At 63.4% G+C, this 20239-nt stretch carries 20 protein-coding genes; 15 read left to right on the forward strand and 5 right to left on the reverse strand.

Annotated elements, in window-relative coordinates; genetic code table 11:
* The first annotated feature begins 30 nt into the window (after positions 1-30).
* From WBK23_RS17020 to torT, 7 genes are all read left to right on the forward strand, one after another.
* The gene (locus WBK23_RS17020; RefSeq protein ID WP_424485114.1) at positions 31-1281 is read left to right on the forward strand and encodes a sarcosine oxidase subunit beta family protein; all 1251 of its coding nucleotides are present in this window, start codon (positions 31-33) and stop codon (positions 1279-1281) included.
* 12 nt (positions 1282-1293) lie between these two features.
* Positions 1294-1620, forward strand: a complete 327-nt coding sequence (locus WBK23_RS17025; RefSeq protein WP_090379269.1) for a sarcosine oxidase subunit delta — start codon at positions 1294-1296, stop codon at positions 1618-1620.
* The gene (locus tag WBK23_RS17030; protein WP_424485115.1) at positions 1617-4637 is read left to right on the forward strand and encodes a sarcosine oxidase subunit alpha; all 3021 of its coding nucleotides are present in this window, start codon (positions 1617-1619) and stop codon (positions 4635-4637) included. Before WBK23_RS17025 ends, WBK23_RS17030 begins: the two co-directional genes overlap by 4 nt.
* Positions 4630-5262 carry a sarcosine oxidase subunit gamma gene (locus tag WBK23_RS17035; RefSeq protein ID WP_424485116.1) on the forward strand — a complete coding sequence of 211 codons (633 nt, stop codon included), beginning with the start codon at positions 4630-4632 and terminating at the stop codon, positions 5260-5262. The genes WBK23_RS17030 and WBK23_RS17035 overlap by 8 nt, the downstream gene beginning before the upstream one ends.
* Before the next feature lie 86 nt (positions 5263-5348).
* The gene (gene purU / locus WBK23_RS17040; protein ID WP_424485117.1) at positions 5349-6212 is read left to right on the forward strand and encodes a formyltetrahydrofolate deformylase; all 864 of its coding nucleotides are present in this window, start codon (positions 5349-5351) and stop codon (positions 6210-6212) included.
* Positions 6213-6357: 145 nt separating this feature from the next.
* Positions 6358-7557: a formaldehyde dehydrogenase, glutathione-independent gene (gene fdhA, locus WBK23_RS17045; protein WP_424485118.1), complete on the forward strand. Its 1200-nt coding sequence runs from the start codon at positions 6358-6360 to the stop codon at positions 7555-7557.
* Between the two features lie 169 nt (positions 7558-7726).
* The gene (torT, locus tag WBK23_RS17050) at positions 7727-8758 is read left to right on the forward strand and encodes a TMAO reductase system periplasmic protein TorT (protein WP_424485119.1); all 1032 of its coding nucleotides are present in this window, start codon (positions 7727-7729) and stop codon (positions 8756-8758) included.
* Positions 8759-8782: 24 nt separating this feature from the next.
* Here the strand turns inward: torT and WBK23_RS17055 are convergent, their stop codons facing one another.
* Positions 8783-9676 (reverse strand): acyltransferase, encoded by an 894-nt coding sequence (locus tag WBK23_RS17055; RefSeq protein WP_424485120.1) that lies wholly within the window; start codon positions 9674-9676, stop codon positions 8783-8785.
* Between the two features lie 43 nt (positions 9677-9719).
* On the opposite strand from WBK23_RS17055, the gene WBK23_RS17060 reads away from it, so the two are divergent.
* The 6 genes from WBK23_RS17060 to WBK23_RS17085 all read left to right on the forward strand — a co-directional run bounded on the left by WBK23_RS17060 (position 9720) and on the right by WBK23_RS17085 (position 16225).
* A complete protein-coding gene (locus tag WBK23_RS17060) occupies positions 9720-9848 on the forward strand; it encodes a hypothetical protein (protein WP_424485121.1) in 129 nt (42 codons plus the stop codon).
* 9 nt (positions 9849-9857) lie between these two features.
* Positions 9858-11084, forward strand: a complete 1227-nt coding sequence (locus WBK23_RS17065; RefSeq protein ID WP_424485122.1) for an HD-GYP domain-containing protein — start codon at positions 9858-9860, stop codon at positions 11082-11084.
* Positions 11085-12677: 1593 nt separating this feature from the next.
* Entirely contained in the window at positions 12678-13268 is a 591-nt protein-coding gene (locus WBK23_RS17070; RefSeq protein WP_424485249.1) for a methyl-accepting chemotaxis protein, read from the forward strand.
* A 262-nt stretch (positions 13269-13530) separates the two neighbouring features.
* Positions 13531-14217 (forward strand): two-component system response regulator CreB, encoded by a 687-nt coding sequence (creB, locus tag WBK23_RS17075; RefSeq protein WP_424485123.1) that lies wholly within the window; start codon positions 13531-13533, stop codon positions 14215-14217.
* Positions 14217-15650: a two-component system sensor histidine kinase CreC gene (gene creC / locus WBK23_RS17080; protein ID WP_424485124.1), complete on the forward strand. Its 1434-nt coding sequence runs from the start codon at positions 14217-14219 to the stop codon at positions 15648-15650. Before creB ends, creC begins: the two co-directional genes overlap by 1 nt.
* Before the next feature lie 140 nt (positions 15651-15790).
* Positions 15791-16225 (forward strand): CBS domain-containing protein, encoded by a 435-nt coding sequence (locus WBK23_RS17085; RefSeq protein WP_424485125.1) that lies wholly within the window; start codon positions 15791-15793, stop codon positions 16223-16225.
* An 11-nt stretch (positions 16226-16236) separates the two neighbouring features.
* Here the strand turns inward: WBK23_RS17085 and WBK23_RS17090 are convergent, their stop codons facing one another.
* The 3 genes from WBK23_RS17090 to WBK23_RS17100 are packed head-to-tail and all read right to left on the reverse strand — an operon-like array spanning position 16237 to position 17591.
* The gene (locus WBK23_RS17090) at positions 16237-16749 is read right to left on the reverse strand and encodes a DinB family protein (RefSeq protein WP_424485126.1); all 513 of its coding nucleotides are present in this window, start codon (positions 16747-16749) and stop codon (positions 16237-16239) included.
* A 16-nt stretch (positions 16750-16765) separates the two neighbouring features.
* A complete protein-coding gene (locus WBK23_RS17095; protein WP_424485127.1) occupies positions 16766-17104 on the reverse strand; it encodes a DUF2834 domain-containing protein in 339 nt (112 codons plus the stop codon).
* Positions 17105-17150: 46 nt separating this feature from the next.
* On the reverse strand, positions 17151-17591 hold the full coding sequence (locus WBK23_RS17100; protein WP_424485128.1) for a DUF2628 domain-containing protein: 441 nt from the start codon (positions 17589-17591) through the stop codon (positions 17151-17153).
* Between the two features lie 175 nt (positions 17592-17766).
* Here WBK23_RS17100 and creD point away from each other — a divergent pair, with 175 nt between their 5' ends.
* Positions 17767-19116: a cell envelope integrity protein CreD gene (gene creD, locus WBK23_RS17105; RefSeq protein WP_424485129.1), complete on the forward strand. Its 1350-nt coding sequence runs from the start codon at positions 17767-17769 to the stop codon at positions 19114-19116.
* A gap of 46 nt (positions 19117-19162) precedes the next feature.
* Positions 19163-19465 carry a hypothetical protein gene (locus WBK23_RS17110; protein ID WP_424485130.1) on the forward strand — a complete coding sequence of 101 codons (303 nt, stop codon included), beginning with the start codon at positions 19163-19165 and terminating at the stop codon, positions 19463-19465.
* A gap of 96 nt (positions 19466-19561) precedes the next feature.
* Here the strand turns inward: WBK23_RS17110 and WBK23_RS17115 are convergent, their stop codons facing one another.
* A complete protein-coding gene (locus tag WBK23_RS17115) occupies positions 19562-20191 on the reverse strand; it encodes a glutathione S-transferase (RefSeq protein WP_424485131.1) in 630 nt (209 codons plus the stop codon).
* Positions 20192-20239: the final 48 nt, after the last annotated feature.

Here is a 20239-nt window from a genome sequence, read left to right on the forward strand (position 1 = left end):
ATCCCAGGCTTCAACTTAGGGAGCACCTTTATGCAACGTTATTCCGGCTTCGGCCTGTTCAAGCACGCTTTCAGCCACCACGAAAACTGGCAGCGCATGTGGCGCAACCCGACGCCCAAGCCGGTGTACGACGTGATCATCGTCGGCGGTGGCGGCCACGGTCTGGCCACGGCCTATTACCTGGCGAAACAGTTCGGCGTGAAGAACGTCGCGGTGATCGAGAAGGGCTGGCTGGGCGGCGGCAACACCGCGCGCAACACCACCATTGTGCGTTCCAACTACCTGTGGGATGAGTCGGCGCACCTGTATGAGCACGCGATGAAGCTGTGGGAAGGCCTGTCCCAGGACCTCAACTACAACGTCATGTTCAGCCAGCGCGGCGTCTACAACCTCTGCCACACCCTGCAGGACATGCGCGACTCCGAGCGCCGCGTCAGCGCCAACCGCCTCAATGGCGTGGATGGCGAACTGCTGGATGCCAAGCAGGTGGCCGAAGAGATTCCGTACCTGGATTGCAGCAAGAACACCCGCTACCCGGTGATGGGCTCCACCGTGCAGCGCCGTGGTGGCGTGGCTCGCCACGATGCCGTGGCCTGGGGCTATGCCCGCGCCGCCGATGCCCTGGGCGTGGATCTGCTGCAGCAGACTGAAGTGATCGGTTTCCGTAAGGAAAACGGCGTATGCATCGGCGTGGAAACCAACAAGGGCTTTATCGGCGGCAAGCGCGTCGGCGTGGTCACGGCCGGTAACTCCGGGCATATGGCTGGCCTAGCCGGCTTCCGTCTGCCGTTGGAATCCCATCCGCTGCAGGCGCTGGTGTCCGAGCCGATCAAGCCGATTATCGACAGCGTGATCATGTCCAACGCCGTGCATGGCTATATCAGCCAGTCGGACAAAGGCGATCTGGTCATCGGTGCCGGTATCGACGGTTACAACGGCTACGGCCAGCGCGGCTCCTACGGCACCATCGAACACACCCTGCAAGCCATCGTCGAAATGTTCCCGGTGCTTTCGCGGGTACGCATGAACCGTCAGTGGGGCGGCATCGTCGACACCTCGCCGGACGCTTGCCCGATCATTTCCAAAACCCCGGTGCCCAACCTGTTCTTCAACTGCGGTTGGGGCACCGGCGGCTTCAAGGCTACCCCGGGTTCGGGCCATGTGTTCGCCGCGAGCCTGGCCAAGGGCGAAATGCACCCGCTGGCCAAGCCGTTCTCCATGGACCGTTTCCACACCGGCGCACTGATCGACGAGCACGGCGCTGCTGCCGTGGCTCACTAAGAGGGCTTTCCCATGTTGCATATCTTCTGCCCTCACTGCGGCGAACTGCGCTCCGAAGAGGAATTCCACGCCAAGGGCCAGGCGCATATTCCGCGCCCGCTGGACCCGGCCGCCTGCACTGATGCCGAGTGGGGCGAGTACCTGTTCTTCCGCGATAACCCGCGCGGCATTCACCACGAGCTGTGGGTGCATTCGGCCGGTTGCCGCAAGTACTTCAACGCCACCCGTCACACGGTGACCTACGAAATTCTCGAAACCTACAAGATCGGCGAGAAGCCCAGCGTCACCGCTGCCGGAACTGCCGAGAAAAAGGCCATCGACCAAGGAGTAACGGCATGAGCCAGGTCAATCGTCTTGCTACTGGCGGCCGCGTCGATCGCAGCCAGCCCCTGACATTCAGCTTCAACGGGCAGAACTATGAAGGCTTTGCCGGTGACACCCTGGCCGCCGCCTTGCTGGCCAACGGTGTGGACATCGTCGGCCGTAGCTTCAAGTACTCGCGGCCGCGCGGCATTGTTGCCGCTGGCGCCGAAGAGCCGAACGCCGTGCTGCAGATCGGCAGCACCGAAGCGGCGCAGATCCCCAACGTGCGCGCCACTCAACAGGCGCTGTATGCCGGCCTGGTCGCCAGCAGCACCAATGGCTGGCCGAGCGTAAACACCGACCTGATGGGCATTCTCGGCAAGGTCGGCGGCAAGATGATGCCGCCGGGGTTCTACTACAAGACCTTTATGTACCCGCAGAACCTCTGGCTGACCTACGAAAAATACATCCGCAAGGCCGCAGGCCTGGGTCGTGCGCCGACCGCCGTGGACCCGGACAGCTACGACTATATGAACCAGCACTGCGACGTGCTGGTGGTCGGTGCCGGCCCGGCTGGCCTGGCCGCAGCTCTGGCCGCCGCGCGCAGCGGTGCGCGGGTGATCCTGGCCGATGAGCAGGAAGAGTTCGGCGGTAGCCTGCTTAGCACCCGCGAAACCCTCGACGGTAAACCGGCTGCCGAATGGGCCGCGCAGGTGCTCGCCGAGCTGTCTGGCATGCCTGAAGTCACCTTGCTGCCGCGCTCCACGGTCAACGGTTACCACGACCACAACTTCCTCACCATTCACCAGCGCCTGACCGATCACCTCGGCGAGATCGCGCCGATGGGTATGGTCCGTCAGCGGATGCACCGCGTCCGCGCCAAGCGTGTGGTGCTGGCCACCGGTGCCCACGAGCGGCCGCTGGTGTACGCCAACAACGACGTGCCGGGCAATATGCTCGCCGATGCGGTGTCCACCTACGTGCGCCGTTATGGCGTGGCGCCGGGCAAGCAGCTGGTGCTGTCGACCAACAACGATTACGCCTACCGCGTGGTGCTCGACTGGCTCGACGCCGGCTTGCAGGTGGTGGCCGTCGCCGATGCGCGCAGCAACCCGCGCGGTAGCTGGGTGGAAGAAGCGCGCAAGCGTGGCGTGCGCATCCTTACCGGCAGCGCCGTGGTGGAAGCCGCTGGCAGCAAGCGGGTGACCGCTGCACGCATCTGCGCCATCGATGTGCACAGCCATAAAGTCAGCAGCCCCGGCGAGGTACTCGATTGCGATTTGATCGTCAGCTCCGGCGGCTACAGCCCGGTGGTGCACCTGGCCTCGCACCTGGGCGGCCGGCCGACCTGGCGTGAAGATATTCTGGCCTTCTTGCCAGGCGAGGGCGGCTTCCAGAAGCGCCTGTGCGCTGGTGCGGTGAATGGCGTATTCGGTCTGGGGGATGCCCTGGCCGATGGTTTCGAGGCCGGTGTCTCGGCGGCTGCCGAAGCTGGCTTCAAGGCGGTTTCCGCCAGCCTGCCGCAGGTGGCAGTACGCATGGAAGAGCCTTCCCTAGCGCTGTTCCAGGTGCCGCACGACAAACCGACGGCGCGTGCGCCCAAGCAGTTTGTCGACTTGCAGAACGACGTTACCGCTGCTGGTATCGAGCTGGCCACCCGCGAAGGCTTCGAGTCGGTCGAGCACGTCAAGCGCTACACCGCGCTGGGCTTCGGCACCGATCAGGGCAAGCTGGGCAATATCAACGGTCTGGCGATTGCCGCCCGTTCGCTGGGCATCAGCATCCCGCAGATGGGCACCACCATGTTCCGCCCGAACTACACCCCGGTAACCTTCGGCGCGGTGGCGGGCCGTCATTGCGGCGCGCTGTTCGAGCCCAAGCGCTACACCGCGATGCACAGCTGGCACCTGCAAAACGGTGCCGAGTTCGAGGACGTGGGTCAGTGGAAGCGCCCCTGGTATTTCCCCAAGGCCGGTGAGGACCTGCACGCCGCCGTGGCCCGCGAGTGCCTGGCCGTGCGTAACGCGGTCGGCATTCTGGATGCCTCGACGCTGGGCAAGATCGATATTCAAGGCCCGGATGCCCGCGAGTTTCTCAACCGCGTCTACAGCAACGCCTGGACCAAACTGGATGTGGGCAAGGCGCGCTACGGCCTGATGTGCAAGGAGGACGGCATGGTCTTCGACGACGGCGTAACCGCCTGCCTGGCCGACAACCACTTCCTGATGACCACCACCACCGGCGGCGCCGCCCGGGTGATGGAGTGGCTGGAGATCTACCACCAGACCGAGTGGCCGGAACTGAAGGTGTACTTCACCTCGGTCACCGACCACTGGGCGACCATGACCCTGTCCGGCCCCAACAGCCGCAAGCTGCTGGCCGAGGTCACCGACATCGACCTGGACAAGGAAGGCTTCCCGTTTATGACCTGGCAGGAAGGCAAGGTTGGCGGCGTACCGGCGCGGGTGTTCCGCATCTCCTTTACCGGCGAGCTGAGCTATGAAGTCAACGTGCAGGCCGACTACGCCCTGGGCGTGTGGGAAAAAATCATCGAAGCCGGCAAGAAGCATGGCCTGACACCTTACGGCACCGAGACCATGCACGTACTGCGGGCGGAGAAGGGCTTCATCATCGTCGGCCAGGACACCGACGGCTCGGTGACCCCGGACGACCTCAACATGGGCTGGTGTGTGGGCCGGACCAAGCCGTTCTCGTGGATCGGCTGGCGCGGCATGAACCGCGAAGACAGTCTGCGCGAGGACCGCAAGCAACTGGTCGGGCTCAAACCCGTCGACCCCAACACCGTGCTGCCGGAAGGCGCGCAACTGGTGTTCGACCCGAAACAGTCCATCCCGATGCAGATGGTCGGTCACGTCACCTCCAGCTATATAAGCGCCAGTCTCGGTTACAGCTTCGCCATGGGCGTGGTCAAGGGCGGTCTCAAGCGCATCGGCGAGCGGGTGTTCGCGCCGCTGGCCGATGGCAGCCTGATCGAAGCCGAAATCGTCAGCTCCGTGTTCTATGACCCGAAAGGGGATCGCCAGAATGTCTAACTTGATCAACGTCTACCCACAACGCCCGGATGCGGCGCATGCCGAATCGCCACTGTTCCACGCCGGCCTTGAGCAACTGGCAGGCAAGGGCGCTGCGAGGGCCGGGGTGACCCTGCGTGAGAAGAAGCTGCTCGGCCACCTGACCCTGCGCGGTGATGGCAAAGACCCGGCGTTTGCCGGCGGCGTGCACAAGGCCCTGGGCCTGGAACTGCCAGTGGCGCTGACCCTGGTGGCCACTGGCGACACTTCGCTGCAATGGCTGGCGCCGGATGAGTGGCTGCTGATTGTGCCGAGCGGTAGCGAGTTCGCGGTCGAGCAGAAGCTGCGTGAAGCGCTGGATGGCCAGCACATCTCGATCGTCAACGTCAGCGGCGGGCAGACCCTGCTGGAACTGAGCGGGCCGAAGGTGCGTGAGGTGCTGATGAAGTCCACCAGCTACGACGTGCACCCGAGCAACTTCCCGGTGGGCAAGGCGGTGGGTACGCACTTCGCCAAGTCGCAACTGGTGATCCGCCATACCGCCGAAGACACCTGGGAACTGCTGGTGCGCCGCAGCTTCTCGGATTACTTCTGGCTGTGGCTGCAGGACGCCAGCGCCGAGTATGGCTTGGCGATCAAGGCCTGAGGCAACAAACATCCTGTGGGAGGGGCTTTAGCCGCGATTGCTTTTCGCGGCTAAAGCCCCCCACGAGTTCCACCGAGGGCCCGATCATGAGCCGCACCCCCGATACCTGGATTCTCACCGCCCACTGCCCGAGCGTGCTCGGCACCGTGGATGCGGTGACGCGCTTTCTGTTCGAGCAGCGCTGTTACGTCACCGAACACCACTCCTTCGATGATCGCCTGTCGGCGCGCTTCTTTATCCGCGTGGAATTCCGCCAGCCGGACGACTTCGACGAGCAGGCCTTTCGCGCCGGCCTGGATGAACGCTTGACTGCCTTCGGCATGCAGGTTGAGCTGACCCCGCCGGGCTACCGCGCCAAGGTGGTACTGATGGTCAGCAAGGCCGACCACTGCCTGAACGACCTGCTCTATCGCCAACGCATCGGCCACCTGGCCATGGACGTGGTGGCGGTGGTGTCCAATCACCCGGATCTGGAACCCCTGGCGCGTTGGCACGATATTCCCTACTACCACTTCCCCCTCGACCCGAATGACAAGCCGGCGCAGGAGCGTAAGGTGCTGCAGGTGATTGAGAACAGCGGTGCCGAACTGGTGGTGCTCGCCCGCTATATGCAGGTGCTGTCGCCCGAGCTGTGCCGCCAGCTGGATGGCTGGGCGATCAATATCCACCACTCGCTGCTGCCCGGTTTCAAGGGGGCCAAGCCCTATCACCAGGCCTATGAGAAGGGCGTCAAGCTGGTCGGAGCCACCGCCCACTACATCAACAACGATCTCGACGAGGGGCCGATCATCGCCCAGGGCGTGGAGTCGGTGGATCACGCCCACTACCCCGAAGACCTGATCGCCAAGGGCCGCGATATCGAATGCCAGACCCTGGCCAAAGCCATCGGTTACCACCTTGAGCGGCGGGTGTTTCTCAACGCCAGCCGCACGGTAGTGCTGCACGCATAAGCCGCAACGGCTGAATCCCCGCTACGGGTGGGCTAACCGACTGCCCAGTCCTCGGCCCCGCCCGGCAACAGACACAAGCTCCAGTACAAGACCGCGCGACCGTTGGCCGCGCCTTTGTATTCACAACAAGAAAGGAGAAATACGTATGTCTGGTAATCGTGGCGTCGTCTATCTCGGCGCTGGCAAGGTCGAAGTGCAGAAAATCGACTATCCGAAAATGCAGGACCCACGCGGTCGCAAGATCGAGCACGCAGTGATCCTGCGTGTGGTCTCCACCAATATCTGCGGCTCCGACCAGCATATGGTGCGCGGCCGTACCACGGCGCAAACCGGCCTGGTACTGGGCCACGAAATCACCGGTGAGGTGATTGAGAAGGGCCGTGATGTCGAGAACCTGAAAATCGGCGATCTGGTCTCGGTGCCATTCAACGTCGCCTGCGGCCGTTGCCGCAGCTGCAAAGAGCAGCACACCGGCGTCTGCCTGTCGGTCAACCCGGCGCGTGCCGGCGGTGCCTACGGCTACGTCGATATGGGCGACTGGACCGGTGGCCAGGCGGAGTACGCCATGGTGCCGTACGCCGACTTCAACCTGCTCAAGCTGCCGGACCGCGACAAGGCCATGGAGAAAATCCGCGACCTGACCTGCCTGTCCGACATCCTGCCCACCGGTTATCACGGTGCCGTAACGGCCGGTGTCGGTCCTGGCAGTACCGTGTATATCGCCGGTGCCGGCCCGGTCGGTTTGGCCGCTGCCGCCTCTGCTCGTCTGCTGGGCGCGGCGGTGGTGATTGTCGGCGACGTTAACCCGGTGCGTCTGGCCCATGCCAAGGCAGTGGGTTTCGAGATTGCCGACCTGTCCAAGGACACCCCGCTGCATGAGCAGATCGCCGCGCTGCTGGGCGAGCCGGAAGTCGATTGCGCGGTGGATGCGGTGGGCTTCGAGGCTCGCGGTCATGGTCACGCAGGCGTGCAGCACGAAGCGCCGGCCACGGTGCTCAACTCGCTGATGGGGGTGGTGCGGGTCGCCGGCAAGATCGGCATTCCCGGCCTCTACGTCACCGAAGATCCGGGTGCGGTGGATGCCGCTGCAAAGATCGGCAGCCTGAGCATCCGCTTCGGCCTTGGCTGGGCCAAATCCCACAGCTTCCACACCGGCCAGACTCCGGTGATGAAGTACAACCGCGCACTGATGCAGGCGATCATGTGGGACCGCATCAACATCGCCGAAGTGGTCGGCGTGCAGGTGATCAGCCTGGACGACGCGCCGCGCGGTTACGGCGAGTTCGATGCCGGGGTGCCGAAGAAATTCGTCATCGACCCGCACAAGCTGTTTAGCGCGGCCTGATTGCCCTCAGGTATGCAGGCGGGCAGTTGCTTTGCCCGCCTGCAGCCGCCTGCGCGGTTCCTCGGCCGAGGGGCGTGCGCGGTTTCTGCTCCGTCAATAGCACCTGAGAAGTGGCTACAGTAAGTGCACGGCACGGCTGTTCAGTGCGCACGTTCCAGGGCAGGACCTTATGCGGGCGATCTGCTTCACCCTCTGCTGGCTTTGGCTGAGCGGCCTGGCGTGGGCCGCGGACTGGTACCCCGTGGAGGTGCTGGCCGATGGGGTATCGCAGCAGTACCAGCCTTTGGCGCAAGCGGCCAAACCCTGGCGAATCTGCGTGTTGTTGCCGCATGGCAAGGATCGCTATTGGTGGGGTGTGGCCTGGGGGCTGGATGAGGAGGGCGCGCGGCAGGGCGTGCGCCTGGGTATCTATGAAGCCGGTGGCTATGAAAACCCACAGGTGCAGCTGCGCCAGTTGCACAACTGCCAACAGCTGAACGCCGATGCTTATGTGATTGCGGCAATCGATGCACAGGCGCTCTGCCCGGCAATCGCCCAACTGGTCGAGCAGGGCAAGCCGGTTATCGACCTGGTCAACGGCATCGACTGTCCTGATTTGAGTGCCAGCTCCAGCGTGGATTTTGCTGACATGACCGGCGCCGCCCTGGCGTATATCGATGCCCATCGCCCGCCCGGACCCTTCAGCCTGGGTTGGCTGCCTGGGCCGCAAGGCGCGGGCTGGGTGCTGGATTCGGAAAAGGCGCTGCGCCAGGCCGAACAGAGCAAACCGATGACCGTGCAACACGGCGGCTATGCCCCGGTGGATCGCGCCAGCCAGGCGCAACTGGTGCGCGAGTTGCTCAGGCAGCATCCACGCCTCGACTTCCTCCTGGGCAATGCCGAAGCCGCCGGTTTTGCCGCGCAGCTGGTGCAGACCTCGGGGCAGAACTACCAGGCGCGGGTACTGGCCACCTACACCACCGAGCGCATCGTCGAGCAGATCCGCGATGGCTTTATTGTCGCCGCGCCCACCGACTCACCGGTATTGCAGGCGCGCATCGCGGTGGATCTGGCGGTGCGGGCGCTGGAGGGTCGCCCGCATGCCCGGCGGGTCAGCCCGCTGATCGAGATGCTCGACCAGGCCAGCCTGGAACAGTTCGATATCAGCCGCCTGATGCCGCCGCCGGAGCACTGGATGATTCGCCGCGAGCTGCCGCAGTAGTCGTCTGGTTGCGCTGGCCCGGGTTCAGGCGGGCTGTTCGGCGCGAATGGCGGCGATCCGCGCATCCTTGTCTTCCCACAGTTTCGTCACCCAGCCCTGCACGAACTGACGGAATCCCGGGTCGTTCTCGTAGTCGCCCTGCCACAGCGCCGGGTCCAGTTCGCGGGTCTGGATATCGACGATGACCTCGCGCACCTGGCCGCTGATCAGCTCCCAGAAGCCGGGAATTCGCGTGCTCGGATACACCAGGGTGACGTCCAGCACGGTGTCCAGCTGTTCGCCCAGTGCCGCCAGGACGAAGGCCACGCCGCCGGCCTTGGGTTTGAGTAGATGGCGATAGGGCGAGCCTTGCTGCACCTGCTTGGCCGGGGTGCAGCGGGTGCCTTCGAGGTAATTGACCACGGTGACGGGCAGGTCCTTGAACTTCTCGCAGGCGCGCTTGGTGATTTCCAGATCCTGGCCCTTGAGTTCGGGGTGCTTGGCCAGAAACGCCTTGGAGTAGCGGCGCATAAAGGGGTAATCCAGCGCCCAGAACGCCAGGCCAAGCAAGGGCACCCAGATCAGTTGCTGCTTGAGGAAGAACTTGAAGTAGGGCGTCTTGCGGTTGAAGGCCTGCACCAGTGCCGGAATATCGACCCACGACTGGTGATTGCTGATCACCAGATAGGAGGTGCTCTGGCGCAGCTCGGCGTTGCCGCGAATGTCCCAGCGCACCGGCAGCAGCGTGGCGAAGATCAGCTTGTTGAGCTCGGCCCAGGTTTCCGCCACCCACATCACCCCGCGCGAACTGGCGGTCTTCAGCGCCTTGCCGGGCAGAACGAACTTGCCCAGGGCGATCAGCAGCAGCGGGCCGATCAGGATCAGCGTGTTGAGCAACAGCAGGGTTATGACGCTCAAACCGGTCAGCAGACGGCGCATGGCAGCTCCTTGTGGTGCGCGAGTGCGGCCATGATAAATAGTCGTGCCAGGGCTTCCAAGCCACTGGCCGCGGCCGATGCGCGATGAGCAGCAACTGGTCGGCGTCATGACCCTGGCGGGAGTTGATCATCTACGCTTATCTGAGCATCGCTCGGTGCTGGTCTTTATCTGAGAACTGTCCATGTTGAAGTGCATTGCTGTGGCCGACCTGCGCGTCGGCATGTATATCCACGAGTTCTGTGGTGCATGGATGGATCATCCTTTCTGGAAATCGAAGTTCCTGCTGCAAACCGACAAGGACCTGCAACGTATCCGCGCCAGCAGCATCAGTGAGCTGTGGATCGATGTCGGTCGCGGCCTGGATGTGGCGGCGGGAATCCCCAGTGTCAGCACCGAAGAGGTCGCCGAACGGGCCGAACAACGCCTGCTGGCCGCTGCACAGAGCCAGCCGCCGACGCTAAATGCGTCCCTAGAGGATGAAGTACAGCGCGCGGCCAAGCTCTGCGCACGTTCCAAGGCCGCGGTGATTAGCATGTTTAGCGACGCGCGCATGGGCCAGGCGTTGCAGTTCGAACAGGCCGGCGAGTTGGTCGAGGAAATCGCCGAGTCGGTGCTGCGTCACCCCAACGCACTGATCAGCCTGGCGCGCCTGAAAAACGCTGATGAATACACCTATATGCACTCGGTGGCGGTCTGCGCGCTGATGATCGCCCTGGCGCGCCAGCTTGGCCTGGATGCTGTGCAGGTGCGCGAAGCCGGGCTGGCCGGGCTGCTGCACGACATCGGCAAGATGGCGATTGCCCACGCCGTGCTGAACAAACCGGGCAAGCTGACCGACAGCGAGTTCGCCACCGTGCGTGATCACCCCGAAGCCGGCGCGCGCATGTTGCTGCAGAGCAAGCAGGTCAGCGCGCTGGTGCTGGATGTGTGCCTGCACCATCACGAGAAGATCGACGGCAGCGGTTACCCGCATCGCCTCGCCGGTGAGCAGATCAGTCTCTACGCGCGCATGGGGGCGGTGTGCGATGTGTATGACGCGATCACCTCCAACCGCCCCTACAAACCGGGCTGGGACCCGGCCGAGTCGATCCGCAAGATGGCTGAGTGGAAAGGCCATTTCGACCCGATGGTGTTCCAGGCCTTCGTCAAAACCGTGGGTATTTACCCCACCGGCTCACTGGTGCGCCTGGAAAGCGGGCGCATCGGCGTGGTGCTGGAACAACAGAGTGCCTCGCTGCTGGCCCCCAAGGTGCTGGTGTTCTTTTCGGCCAAGTCGAAAACCCCGATTGCGCAGGAAGTCATCGATCTGAGCAAATTAGTCGGGCGCGACAAGATTGTGGCGCGCGAATCCGCCGAAGCCTGGGGCTTTCGCCATGTCGATGAACTCTGGACGGGCCTGGCGAGCTAGAGCGCTGGCGTGCAGTTAAGCCCGCCGCGGGTTCACTCATCTATGCTGAAGAACACGTTCCGATAATGAAGTCGCTGCGCAGGCGTGCTTCTTGCTTGGAGTTTTGCCTTGGCGCACCCCTGTAGTTGGTGCGCTTCACAGGTTGAGGTGTGTATGACTGGAGTACTCAAACCGGGTGTGCGGCTGCTGGAACGTTTCAGCTTCGCACGCAAGTTTCAGCTGGTGTTCGTGCTGTTTGCCCTGCCGCTGGGATTTTCCCTGTGGGTGATCGGCAGCAATTACATGGATCGACTGAATTCCATTGATCACGAACTGGAAGGCATCCAGGCCCTGCAAGGCATGGCCGGCGTGCAGCAGACGCTGATTGAACAGCGCACCCTGTTGTCGCGCTGGAAGGGCACGGAAAAAGCGGCCCAGGGCTTGTTGCAGCAACGCGCGGGTGATCTCGATACGGCGTTGCAAGTGCTGGAGCAACCGCTGCAATCGGAGCTGCTCAGCGAGCAGGCCCGTCAGCATTTGCAGACCTTGGCCGGCGGCCGCGCCAGCTTGAACGTCGATGCCCTGGGCAACCTGGCCTTGCCCGACGCCCTCGAACGTTACCAAAAGACCCTGTTGGGCCTGCTGGCCCTGCGCGAGCAGGTGGCCACCGACAGCGGCCTGATCCTCGACCCGCAGCTCGACACCTACCTGATGATGGAGCAGCTGACCTACACCCTGCCGCGTTTGCTCGAACAGCTGGGCAGCTTTGCCAGCCAGGGCTATGGCGCGGTGGTGTCGCAGCATTTCACTCTGCAGAGCCGGGTGCTGATCCGCGATCTACGCCGCAGCCTGGATGAGTCGCGCAGCCAGCTGCTCAAGGCCCAGGCCACCCTCAAGCTGGAAGCGCCACGGGCCATGCGTCAGCTGCAGGGGCCTTATGACGAAGCCTTGCAAGGCTATGAGAGTTTCCTCGCAGGCATCGACCGTGACATGTTCGAGGCCAGCCCCATGGCTCTGACTCCTGAGCAGTTCGTGCAGCGCACCGATGTTCTGCAAGGCCAGTTGCTTGGCTTGCAACAGGCGCTGTACCAGCAGTTCAGTGCCAGCCTTGGCGAATACCGGAGCAAGGCCCTGCTGGCGATGGTTGAGGTGATTGGCGTGTTCAGCCTGCTGACCCTGCTCGCGCTGTATGTATTGTTCTGCCTCAACGCGTCGATCCGCCGCAGCACCGCGGGGATCATCCAGGCCGCCGAGGGCCTGCGCGACGGCGACCTGCGGGTGCGCATGCAGGTGCACGGCAAGGATGACCTGGCCAGCATCGCCTTTGCCCTCAACACCGCGGTCGGCCAGCTGCGTGACTCTATGCTCGGGGTCAACCAGCAGAGCCAGCAGCTCGGTGGCACTGTGCAGATGCTCACCGGCGAGGCGCAAAACGCCCTGCACTCGGTCGAGCAGCAACAGGCGCAGATGAGCCAGATTGCCGCCGCCGCCACCGAAATGGCCGCTACCGCACAAAGCGTGGCGCAGAGCTGCGAACAGGCCGCGGTGGAAGCCGGGCAGACCCGCGAGATTGCCGAACAGAGTAACCAGCGCAGCGCCCGCACCAGTGCCAGCATGCGTCAGCTCAGCAGCCGCCTGGGTGACAGCGCCACCACCTTGCAGCAGCTGCGCGCGCAGACCGAACAGATCACCCGGGTGGTCGACGTAATCAAAGGCATCGCCGAGCAGACCAACTTGCTCGCGCTTAACGCCGCTATCGAAGCGGCGCGCGCCGGCGATCAGGGCCGCGGCTTTGCTGTGGTCGCCGATGAGGTGCGTTCGTTGTCGCAGCGCACGCAGAACTCCACGGCGGAAATTGCCGAAACTGTGGCCAACCTGCACCGCGTAGTCGGCCAGTCGGTGACCCAGATGGAAGATGCCGTGCGCCAGGCCGAAGGTGATGTCGGCAGCGTGCTGGCCATGGGTGAAGACCTGAATGCCATTGTCGAGTCGGTGCAACTGGTGACCGACCGCCTGGCGCAGATCGCCACCGCCGCCGAGCAACAGGCGGCCACGGCCGATGAAGTCAGCGGCAATATTCAGCAGGTCGATCAGGCCGCCAGTGCCTTGCTCGAAGGTGCGCAGGCGGTCAGCAACGCCGCCGAACAACTGCGCCAGGGCAGTCAGGTGCTGGCGCAGAATACCGCGCGCTTCAAACTGGATTAATTGTCTGCCGGCGATCTGCTGCGCGTCGGCCCTGCGGCGTTAAAAACAGGCTCGGAATGCTCATGTACAAAAGTACACTCCGCTTCCTCGCCGCTTTGACCAGCCGGAGGCTGTTACTAACGTAGCGCCTTGCAGGACTCTAGCTCGCGAGATCTTTAAAAGGTTCTAAGGCTACGGCCTGTTTATAGGAGCAGGCCTCGGCCTTGACGCTGGCAGCGGCCTGCCGCAGGCTCCTCGCCGAGTTGCCACGAGCAGGACGCCCATGCCGCATATTCTGATTGTCGAAGACGAAGCCGCCATCGCCGACACCCTGATCTTCGCCCTGCAAAGCGAGGGCTTTACCACCCGTTGGGTCAGTCTGGCCGAGCAGGCCCTGGCCGAACAGCAGGCCAATCCCGCCGATCTGCTGATCCTCGATGTTGGCCTGCCGGATATCAGCGGCTTCGAGGCGTGCAAGCGCTTGCGGCGCTTTTCCGAGGTGCCGGTGATTTTCCTCACCGCGCGCAGTGAGGAAATCGATCGGGTGGTCGGCCTGGAAATCGGCGCCGACGATTACGTGGTCAAACCCTTCAGTCCGCGGGAAGTGGCGGCGCGGGTCAAGGCCATCCTCAAACGTATGGCCCCGCGTGAAGCACCTGCCGCCAGCTCTGCAAGCGCTCCGTTCCAGCTGGATGTCGAACGGGTGCAGATCCACTACCACGGCCAGCTGCTGAGCCTGACCCGCCACGAATTCCGACTGCTGCAAAGCCTGCTGGCGCAGCCCGAGCGGGTGTTCTCCCGCGAGCAGCTGCTCGATGGCCTAGGGGTGGCCGCCGACGCCGGCTACGAGCGCAGCATCGACAGCCATATCAAAAGCCTGCGCGCCAAGCTGCGCCAGGTGGCCGCTGACGCCGAGCCAATCCAGACCCATCGCGGCCTCGGTTACAGCTACTCGCCGAGGCACGCCTGATGCCGCTGGGGATTCGCATCTTCTTGGTGTATTTCCTGTTTGTCGGCCTGGCCGGCTGGTTTGTGCTGAGCACGGTGATGGACGAAATCCGCCCCGGCGTGCGTCAGAGCACCGAGGAAACCCTGGTCGACACCGCCAACCTGCTGGCCGAGATCCTGCGTGACGAGGTCAAGGCCGGCCGCCTGCAACAGAGCCGTCTGCCGCAAGTGCTGCAAGCCTACGGCCAGCGCCAGCCGCAGGCGCAGATCTGGGGCGTGAAGAAAACCCAGGTCAACCACCGCATCTATGTCACCGACGCCAAAGGCATCGTTTTGCTCGATTCCACGGGCACGGCGGTGGGCCAGGACTATTCACGCTGGAACGATGTGCTGCGCACCCTGCGCGGCGAGTACGGCGCGCGCTCGACCAAGGAAGATCCGAGCGACCCGGATTCCTCGGTGATGTACGTGGCCGCGCCGATTATGGACGGCGCGCAGATTATCGGTGTGGTCTCGGTGGCTAAACCCAATCGCACCTTGCAGCCTTATATAGAGCGTTCAGAACAGCGCCTGGCCTGGCTCGGCGGCGGTCTGATCGTACTCGGCCTGTTGATCGGCGCGCTGCTGTCCTGGTGGCTTAGCGCCTCGCTGCGCAAATTGACCCGCTACGCCCAGGCGGTCAGCGCCGGGCAGCGCGCCGAATTGCCCAGCGTGCGCGGCGGCGAGCTGGCGCAACTGGCCGAAGCTATCGAACGCATGCGCACCGAGCTGGAAGGCAAGGCCTATGTCGAGCGCTACGTGCATACCTTGACCCATGAACTGAAAAGCCCGCTGGCGGCGATTCGCGGCGCAGCGGAATTGCTCGAGGGCGAGATGCCGGGTGAGCAACGCCAGCGCTTCGTCGCCAATATCGAGCAGGAAAGTGCGCGCATGCAGCAGCTGATCGAACGCCTGCTGCATCTGGCTCAGGTCGAGCAGCGCCAGGGCCTGGAAGAGCGGGTGGCGGTGCCGGTGCAGGCGTTGGTCGAGTCGCTGTTACAGGCGCAAATGGCGCGTATCGAGGCGGCGGGTCTGCGGGTGGATAACCAGATTGGCGGCGAACTGGCGGCCTGCGGCGAGCGCTTTCTATTGCGCCAGGCGCTGGCCAACCTGCTGGATAATGCCCTGGATTTCACCCCGCCCGGCGGCCTGTTGCGGTTCACAGCGGCGCGCGCCGGCGCGTGGGTCGAGCTGCGCCTGTTCAACCAGGGCGAGCCGATTCCCGACTACGCCCTGGCGCGTTTGAGCGAGCGCTTCTACTCTCTGCCGCGCCCCGGCAGTGGTCGCAAGAGCACCGGTTTGGGGCTGAATTTCGTCGAGGAAGTGATGCAGCTGCATGGCGGCGAACTGCGCATCGGTAACGTCGACGGCGGGGTAGAAGCCTGCCTGCGTGTGCCTGTCTACGTGGCGGACTAAACCATGGGTTGGCGCAGTCCTTGCTGGGTTGAATGCTGCCAACCTCGTCCACGCTGTGCTGGTTCATTGCGCAGATTGGCGACTACGCTTACTCCAAGAGAACTGCGTGCCACCCTTAATTGCCAACCGGGAACTCCTGCATGAAAACAGTCGCCGAGATACTCAGAGCCAAGCCGCACGCCGCGATCTACAGCGTCAGCCCCGACACCTCGGTGCTGGACGCGGTCAAACTGCTGGCGGAAAAGGGCATTGGTGCATTGGTGGTATTGGACAAGGGCCGCCTGGTCGGGATCGTCAGCGAGCGCGACTACGCGCGCAAGGTCGCCCTGCTGGATCGTTCCGCTTCCAGCACCCTGATCAGTGAGATCATGACCGCCGAAGTCCTCACCGTTGGCCTGCGCGACACCTCGCAGCACTGCATGCAATTGATGACCGACCGCCATCTGCGCCATTTGCCGGTCATTGCCGAGGGCGAGCTGATCGGTCTGCTGTCGATCGGCGACCTGGTCAAGCACACCATCGCCGAGCAGGCCAGCCTGATCCAGCAGCTGGAACAGTACATTCGCGGCGAGTGACGCTTGGGCTGTCAGCGCGCCGCCTGGCGGCGCTGCGGTTCGCTCTGGTGCAGAAACCTGGTGTAGATGTCCCGCGGCGGCGCGAGCGCCAGCTGCGCCATGATCCGCCCGACCGCGCCACGGTGATAGCCACCATGGGTGACGATATGCGCGAGCATCTCGGCGCGGCTCATGCAGCCGGCATCGCCATCGACAAAGCGAAAGTTCAGGCGCTCCTCCAGCTGCTGCGCACTCAGCCCTGCCACATAGTCCAGGTACCAGGCGTCGGTGGCCTGCACCGCCTGCTGCAGTTCGGCCAGGGTCGGCGTCTCGGTGGTATTGGTGGCGTTGTAGGTGTGCGCCAGGCCTTGCAGGTTGGCGACAAAGATCCGCTCGACCACATGGATATGGTTGAGGATGCGCAGGGCGGCGTGCAGCTCGGCCTGCTGGGTGTGTGGATCGAGGCGCTGCACCTCGGCGAATAGCTCCTGGTTGGCCCAGGTCTTGTACTGCAACAGCGAGGTGAGAAGGCTGGCGGTGCTCATCGATACCTCCGTGTGGTTATTCAGGCGTGGCTGTTGTGGCGTACGCCGGGCTTTCCTTGCTGAGTGCCTTGAGCACCAGGTACAGCAAGGGTCCGACCGAGACGAACACCGCGGTCAGCACCCAGAACGGCAGCAGATAGGCCAGCGACTTGCCCCGCGCCCGGCCGTCGCGGTACATCCACACGCAGGCCAGCGCGGCCAGGATATACAGGTCGATCACCACCTGGGCGGTGTCCGCCTGCGACATCAACTGCATACCGAATTGCAGCAGCGACTGCTCGGCCTGCAGCATCACGTAGAGCGTGTAGGCGCTAAACGCCAGCAGGGTGAGAAGCGGGAACAGGAGTTTTTTCATAAGGCCGTCCTTGGGTTAGGTGCCAATGTGTTCACTGCGCATGCCCCTACCACCAGCCGTTATCGTTAAGCAGCATCTTCTTGTAGTAATCGATATTGGCACGCACGGCGAATACCGCGCCTACGCCATAGCCCAGGGCATTGGCGAGCTTGCCGTAGCCCAGGTAGTCCAGGCCGATGCCGAGGGCAATCACGGCCGCCGCGCAGACGACAAACAGGCTCAGGCCCTTTTTCCACATGCCCTTGATGGCGTAGTAGATCGGCCCGAAGAGGAACGCGAGGATATTGAAGCTGAAGGCCTTGCGCCGCTCTTCTGCAGGCAGCTGCTTGAACTTCGGCATCTTGATACCGCCGGCATGGTGAATCGTGCTAAAGCGCTGCTTCCATTTATCCGAGATCGGCAGCGCGGCAATCTGCTCGTCGGATACCAACGACTCTGGATCGGCGACGCTGGCTTGCGGGGTGGCGTAGGGGCTGTTCTGGGTCATGGCCTGTCATCCGTAATGGGCGATCAGCGGCACGCTACGCATTTCCCTTATGACTGTCTATTCACGGCGCAGACGTTTGCGCAGTACCTCCACGCATTCTCCACAGTCCCTCCATAAAGCCTCCATTTGCCCCGCCCAGACTCTGCCTACCTAAACCGTATCGGAGAGTTGCACCATGAACCGCATTCTGGGTTTCAAGTTGGGCGCTATCGCCTTGCTGATTCTGTTGTTGTTGATTCCGCTGTCGATGATTGGCGGGCTGGTCAGTGAGCGGCAGTACCAGCGCGCCGAGGTGCTGCAGGACATTGCGCGCAGTTCCAGCTACCGCCAGCAGCTCACCGGGCCGATTCTGGTGCTGCCCTACACCAAGGTCTGGCAGGAGTGGAAAACCCACGAGAAGACCGGCGAGCGTTATATGGAAGAGCAGCAGTACCGCGGCCGCCTGTACTTTCTGCCGGAGCGTTTTGTGCTCAATGGCACGGTCAGCACCGAGGAGCGCGCACGCGGTATCTACAAGGCCTTGCTGTACCGCAGCGATAACCAGATCAGCGGCGCATTCAAGCTGCCGGCGCGCCTGGGTTTGGGTGATGACCTGGGGCTGTACCACTTCGACAAGCCGTTCCTCTCGGTGGGCATCAGCGATATCCGCGGCATCAGCAATGACCTGCAATTGCGTTTCAACGGCGCGACCCTGGGTTTTGCGCCCGGTAGCGGTGATGAGTACTTCGGCGCGGGCGTGCATGCACCGTTGCCGGCCGTGGATAGCCAGGGTGGGCAGGTGCTGGAGTTCGCCTTCGACCTCAAGCTGCAGGGCACTGAGCAGTTGAGCATTACCCCGGTGGGCCGCGACAGCCGGGTCGAGCTGAGTTCCGGCTGGCCGCACCCGAGCTTTGTCGGCGAGTACCTGCCGAGCAGCCGTGAGGTATCGGCGCAAGGCTTCAAGGCGCAGTGGCAGACCAGTTTCTTCGCCACCAACCTGGAAGAGGCGCTGCATGACTGTGTGGCCAAGGACAGTTGTGAGGGGCTGACGTCGCGCAACTTCGGCGTGAGCTTTGTCGACCCGGTGGACCAGTACCTGAAAACCGAGCGGGCGATCAAATATGCGCTGCTGTTTATCGGCCTGACCTTCGCCGTGTTTTTCCTCTTCGAAGTGCTCAAGCGCATGGCCGTACACCCGGTGCAATACGCCCTGGTGGGCATGTCGCTGGCGCTGTTTTACCTGTTGCTGCTGTCGCTGTCCGAGCACCTGAGCTTCGCCACCGCCTACGGCATTTCGGCGCTGGCCTGTGTGGCGCTGATCGGCTTCTACGTCAGCCATGTGTTGCACAGCGCCATGCGTGGCGGTGCCTTCGGCCTGTTGCTGGCGGCGCTGTATGGCTTGCTGTTCGCCCTGTTGAGCGCCGAGGACTACGCGCTGCTGATGGGCTCAATCCTGGTGTTCGGCGTGTTGACCGGCGTGATGGTGCTGACACGCAAACTCGACTGGTACGGTGTGGGTAAAGCCAGCCCGGTCAGCAGCCTTTGATCAACTCGGGCGCGGCCCCGGCTGCGCCCACCTTGGAGAGCCAATCATGATGCGTTTACTGGTGCAGTTCGCCGCGTGCAGCGCCCTCGGCCTGGCGGTCGCGTTGCTGGTGCTGTTGGGCTTGATGTTTTGTGGTCAGTTCGGCGTGATCGATACGCTGATACTCAGCGGCAAGCCGTTGGCGCTGCTTAGCCTGCAACTGCCGCAAGGCTTCTGGTACGAACTGACCGGCCTGAGCAGTGCGGCGCAGAACGCCACGCTGCAATCCTTTCTCAGCCTGTGTGCGGGGCTCGGGCAAATCGGCCTGCTGCTGGCCGCCGGTTTTTTTCGCCTGTGGTACGTGCGATGAGCGGGCATATCGGCTTGCGCGAAGAGTCGCGCGCCGGGCATCTGCTGGCGCGGCGGATTGCCCGCTTGTTTGCCCAAGCTCCTACCAAAGTGCGGGTCAGGCCGGCGGTACAGTCGCCTGCATCGACGGCCGCTCACTGATATCGGCATACCAGCGCGCCAGTTGCGGGTAGCGTTCACGCCAGTTCAGCTCGGGTTGGCGCAGGTCGAGGTAGCCGAGGGCGCAGGCCAGGCTGATGGCGGCGATATCGAAGTGGCTGGTCAGTTCGGCTATGGCCTCATCCTCGAACTGCTGCAGGGCGCGTTCGATCTTTTCCTGCTGCGCGGCCTGCCATTGATCCCAGCGCTTTTCTTCGGGGCGCAGAAAGGTTTCGTAGCGGATCAGTACGGCGGCATCGAGCACTGCATCGGCCAGTGAGGCCAGGGTCAGACGCCGCCAGCGCGCGGGGCCGTCATGCGGGATCAGTGGCTCGCCGACATGCTGGCGGTCGAGGTAGTCGAGAATCACCCGGCTGTCGTGCAGCACCGAGCCGTCGGCCAGGCGCAGGGCGGGAATTTTGCCGGCGGGGTTGTTCTGCAGCACCGCGCTGTTGGGGCTGGTCGGGCTGAGTTGCACTTCTTGCAGCTGTACGCGGCCGACCTGGCCAGTCTCGTGCAGCAGCACCATGACTTTGCGCACGAAGGGCGAGGTGGCGGAGTAGAACAGGGTCATGCTCGGGTTGGACATTGTTGGCTCCTGAAGTGGGGGCGAATGTTGATGATCTTAGAAACGCTT

The sequence above is a fragment of the Pseudomonas sp. genome (assembly GCF_049653025.1).
Lineage (GTDB): Bacteria > Pseudomonadota > Gammaproteobacteria > Pseudomonadales > Pseudomonadaceae > Aquipseudomonas.

Excerpts from the sequence above, each read along its gene's own strand:
- WBK23_RS17110 (WP_424485130.1), top strand. The coding sequence starts at position 19,163 with ATGATGCGTTTACTGGTGCAGTTCGCCGCGTGCAGCGCCCTCGGCCTG.
- creB (WP_424485123.1), top strand. The coding sequence starts at position 13,531 with ATGCCGCATATTCTGATTGTCGAAGACGAAGCCGCCATCGCCGACACC.
- WBK23_RS17100 (WP_424485128.1), bottom strand. The coding sequence starts at position 17,591 with ATGACCCAGAACAGCCCCTACGCCACCCCGCAAGCCAGCGTCGCCGAT.
- WBK23_RS17025 (WP_090379269.1), top strand. The coding sequence starts at position 1,294 with ATGTTGCATATCTTCTGCCCTCACTGCGGCGAACTGCGCTCCGAAGAG.
- fdhA (WP_424485118.1), top strand. The coding sequence starts at position 6,358 with ATGTCTGGTAATCGTGGCGTCGTCTATCTCGGCGCTGGCAAGGTCGAA.
- WBK23_RS17070 (WP_424485249.1), top strand. The coding sequence starts at position 12,678 with ATGCGTCAGCTCAGCAGCCGCCTGGGTGACAGCGCCACCACCTTGCAG.
- creC (WP_424485124.1), top strand. The coding sequence starts at position 14,217 with ATGCCGCTGGGGATTCGCATCTTCTTGGTGTATTTCCTGTTTGTCGGC.
- WBK23_RS17115 (WP_424485131.1), bottom strand. The coding sequence starts at position 20,191 with ATGTCCAACCCGAGCATGACCCTGTTCTACTCCGCCACCTCGCCCTTC.
- WBK23_RS17090 (WP_424485126.1), bottom strand. The coding sequence starts at position 16,749 with ATGAGCACCGCCAGCCTTCTCACCTCGCTGTTGCAGTACAAGACCTGG.
- purU (WP_424485117.1), top strand. The coding sequence starts at position 5,349 with ATGAGCCGCACCCCCGATACCTGGATTCTCACCGCCCACTGCCCGAGC.
- WBK23_RS17095 (WP_424485127.1), bottom strand. The coding sequence starts at position 17,104 with ATGAAAAAACTCCTGTTCCCGCTTCTCACCCTGCTGGCGTTTAGCGCC.
- creD (WP_424485129.1), top strand. The coding sequence starts at position 17,767 with ATGAACCGCATTCTGGGTTTCAAGTTGGGCGCTATCGCCTTGCTGATT.
- WBK23_RS17030 (WP_424485115.1), top strand. The coding sequence starts at position 1,617 with ATGAGCCAGGTCAATCGTCTTGCTACTGGCGGCCGCGTCGATCGCAGC.
- WBK23_RS17020 (WP_424485114.1), top strand. The coding sequence starts at position 31 with ATGCAACGTTATTCCGGCTTCGGCCTGTTCAAGCACGCTTTCAGCCAC.
- WBK23_RS17065 (WP_424485122.1), top strand. The coding sequence starts at position 9,858 with ATGTTGAAGTGCATTGCTGTGGCCGACCTGCGCGTCGGCATGTATATC.
- WBK23_RS17055 (WP_424485120.1), bottom strand. The coding sequence starts at position 9,676 with ATGCGCCGTCTGCTGACCGGTTTGAGCGTCATAACCCTGCTGTTGCTC.
- WBK23_RS17085 (WP_424485125.1), top strand. The coding sequence starts at position 15,791 with ATGAAAACAGTCGCCGAGATACTCAGAGCCAAGCCGCACGCCGCGATC.
- torT (WP_424485119.1), top strand. The coding sequence starts at position 7,727 with ATGCGGGCGATCTGCTTCACCCTCTGCTGGCTTTGGCTGAGCGGCCTG.
- WBK23_RS17035 (WP_424485116.1), top strand. The coding sequence starts at position 4,630 with ATGTCTAACTTGATCAACGTCTACCCACAACGCCCGGATGCGGCGCAT.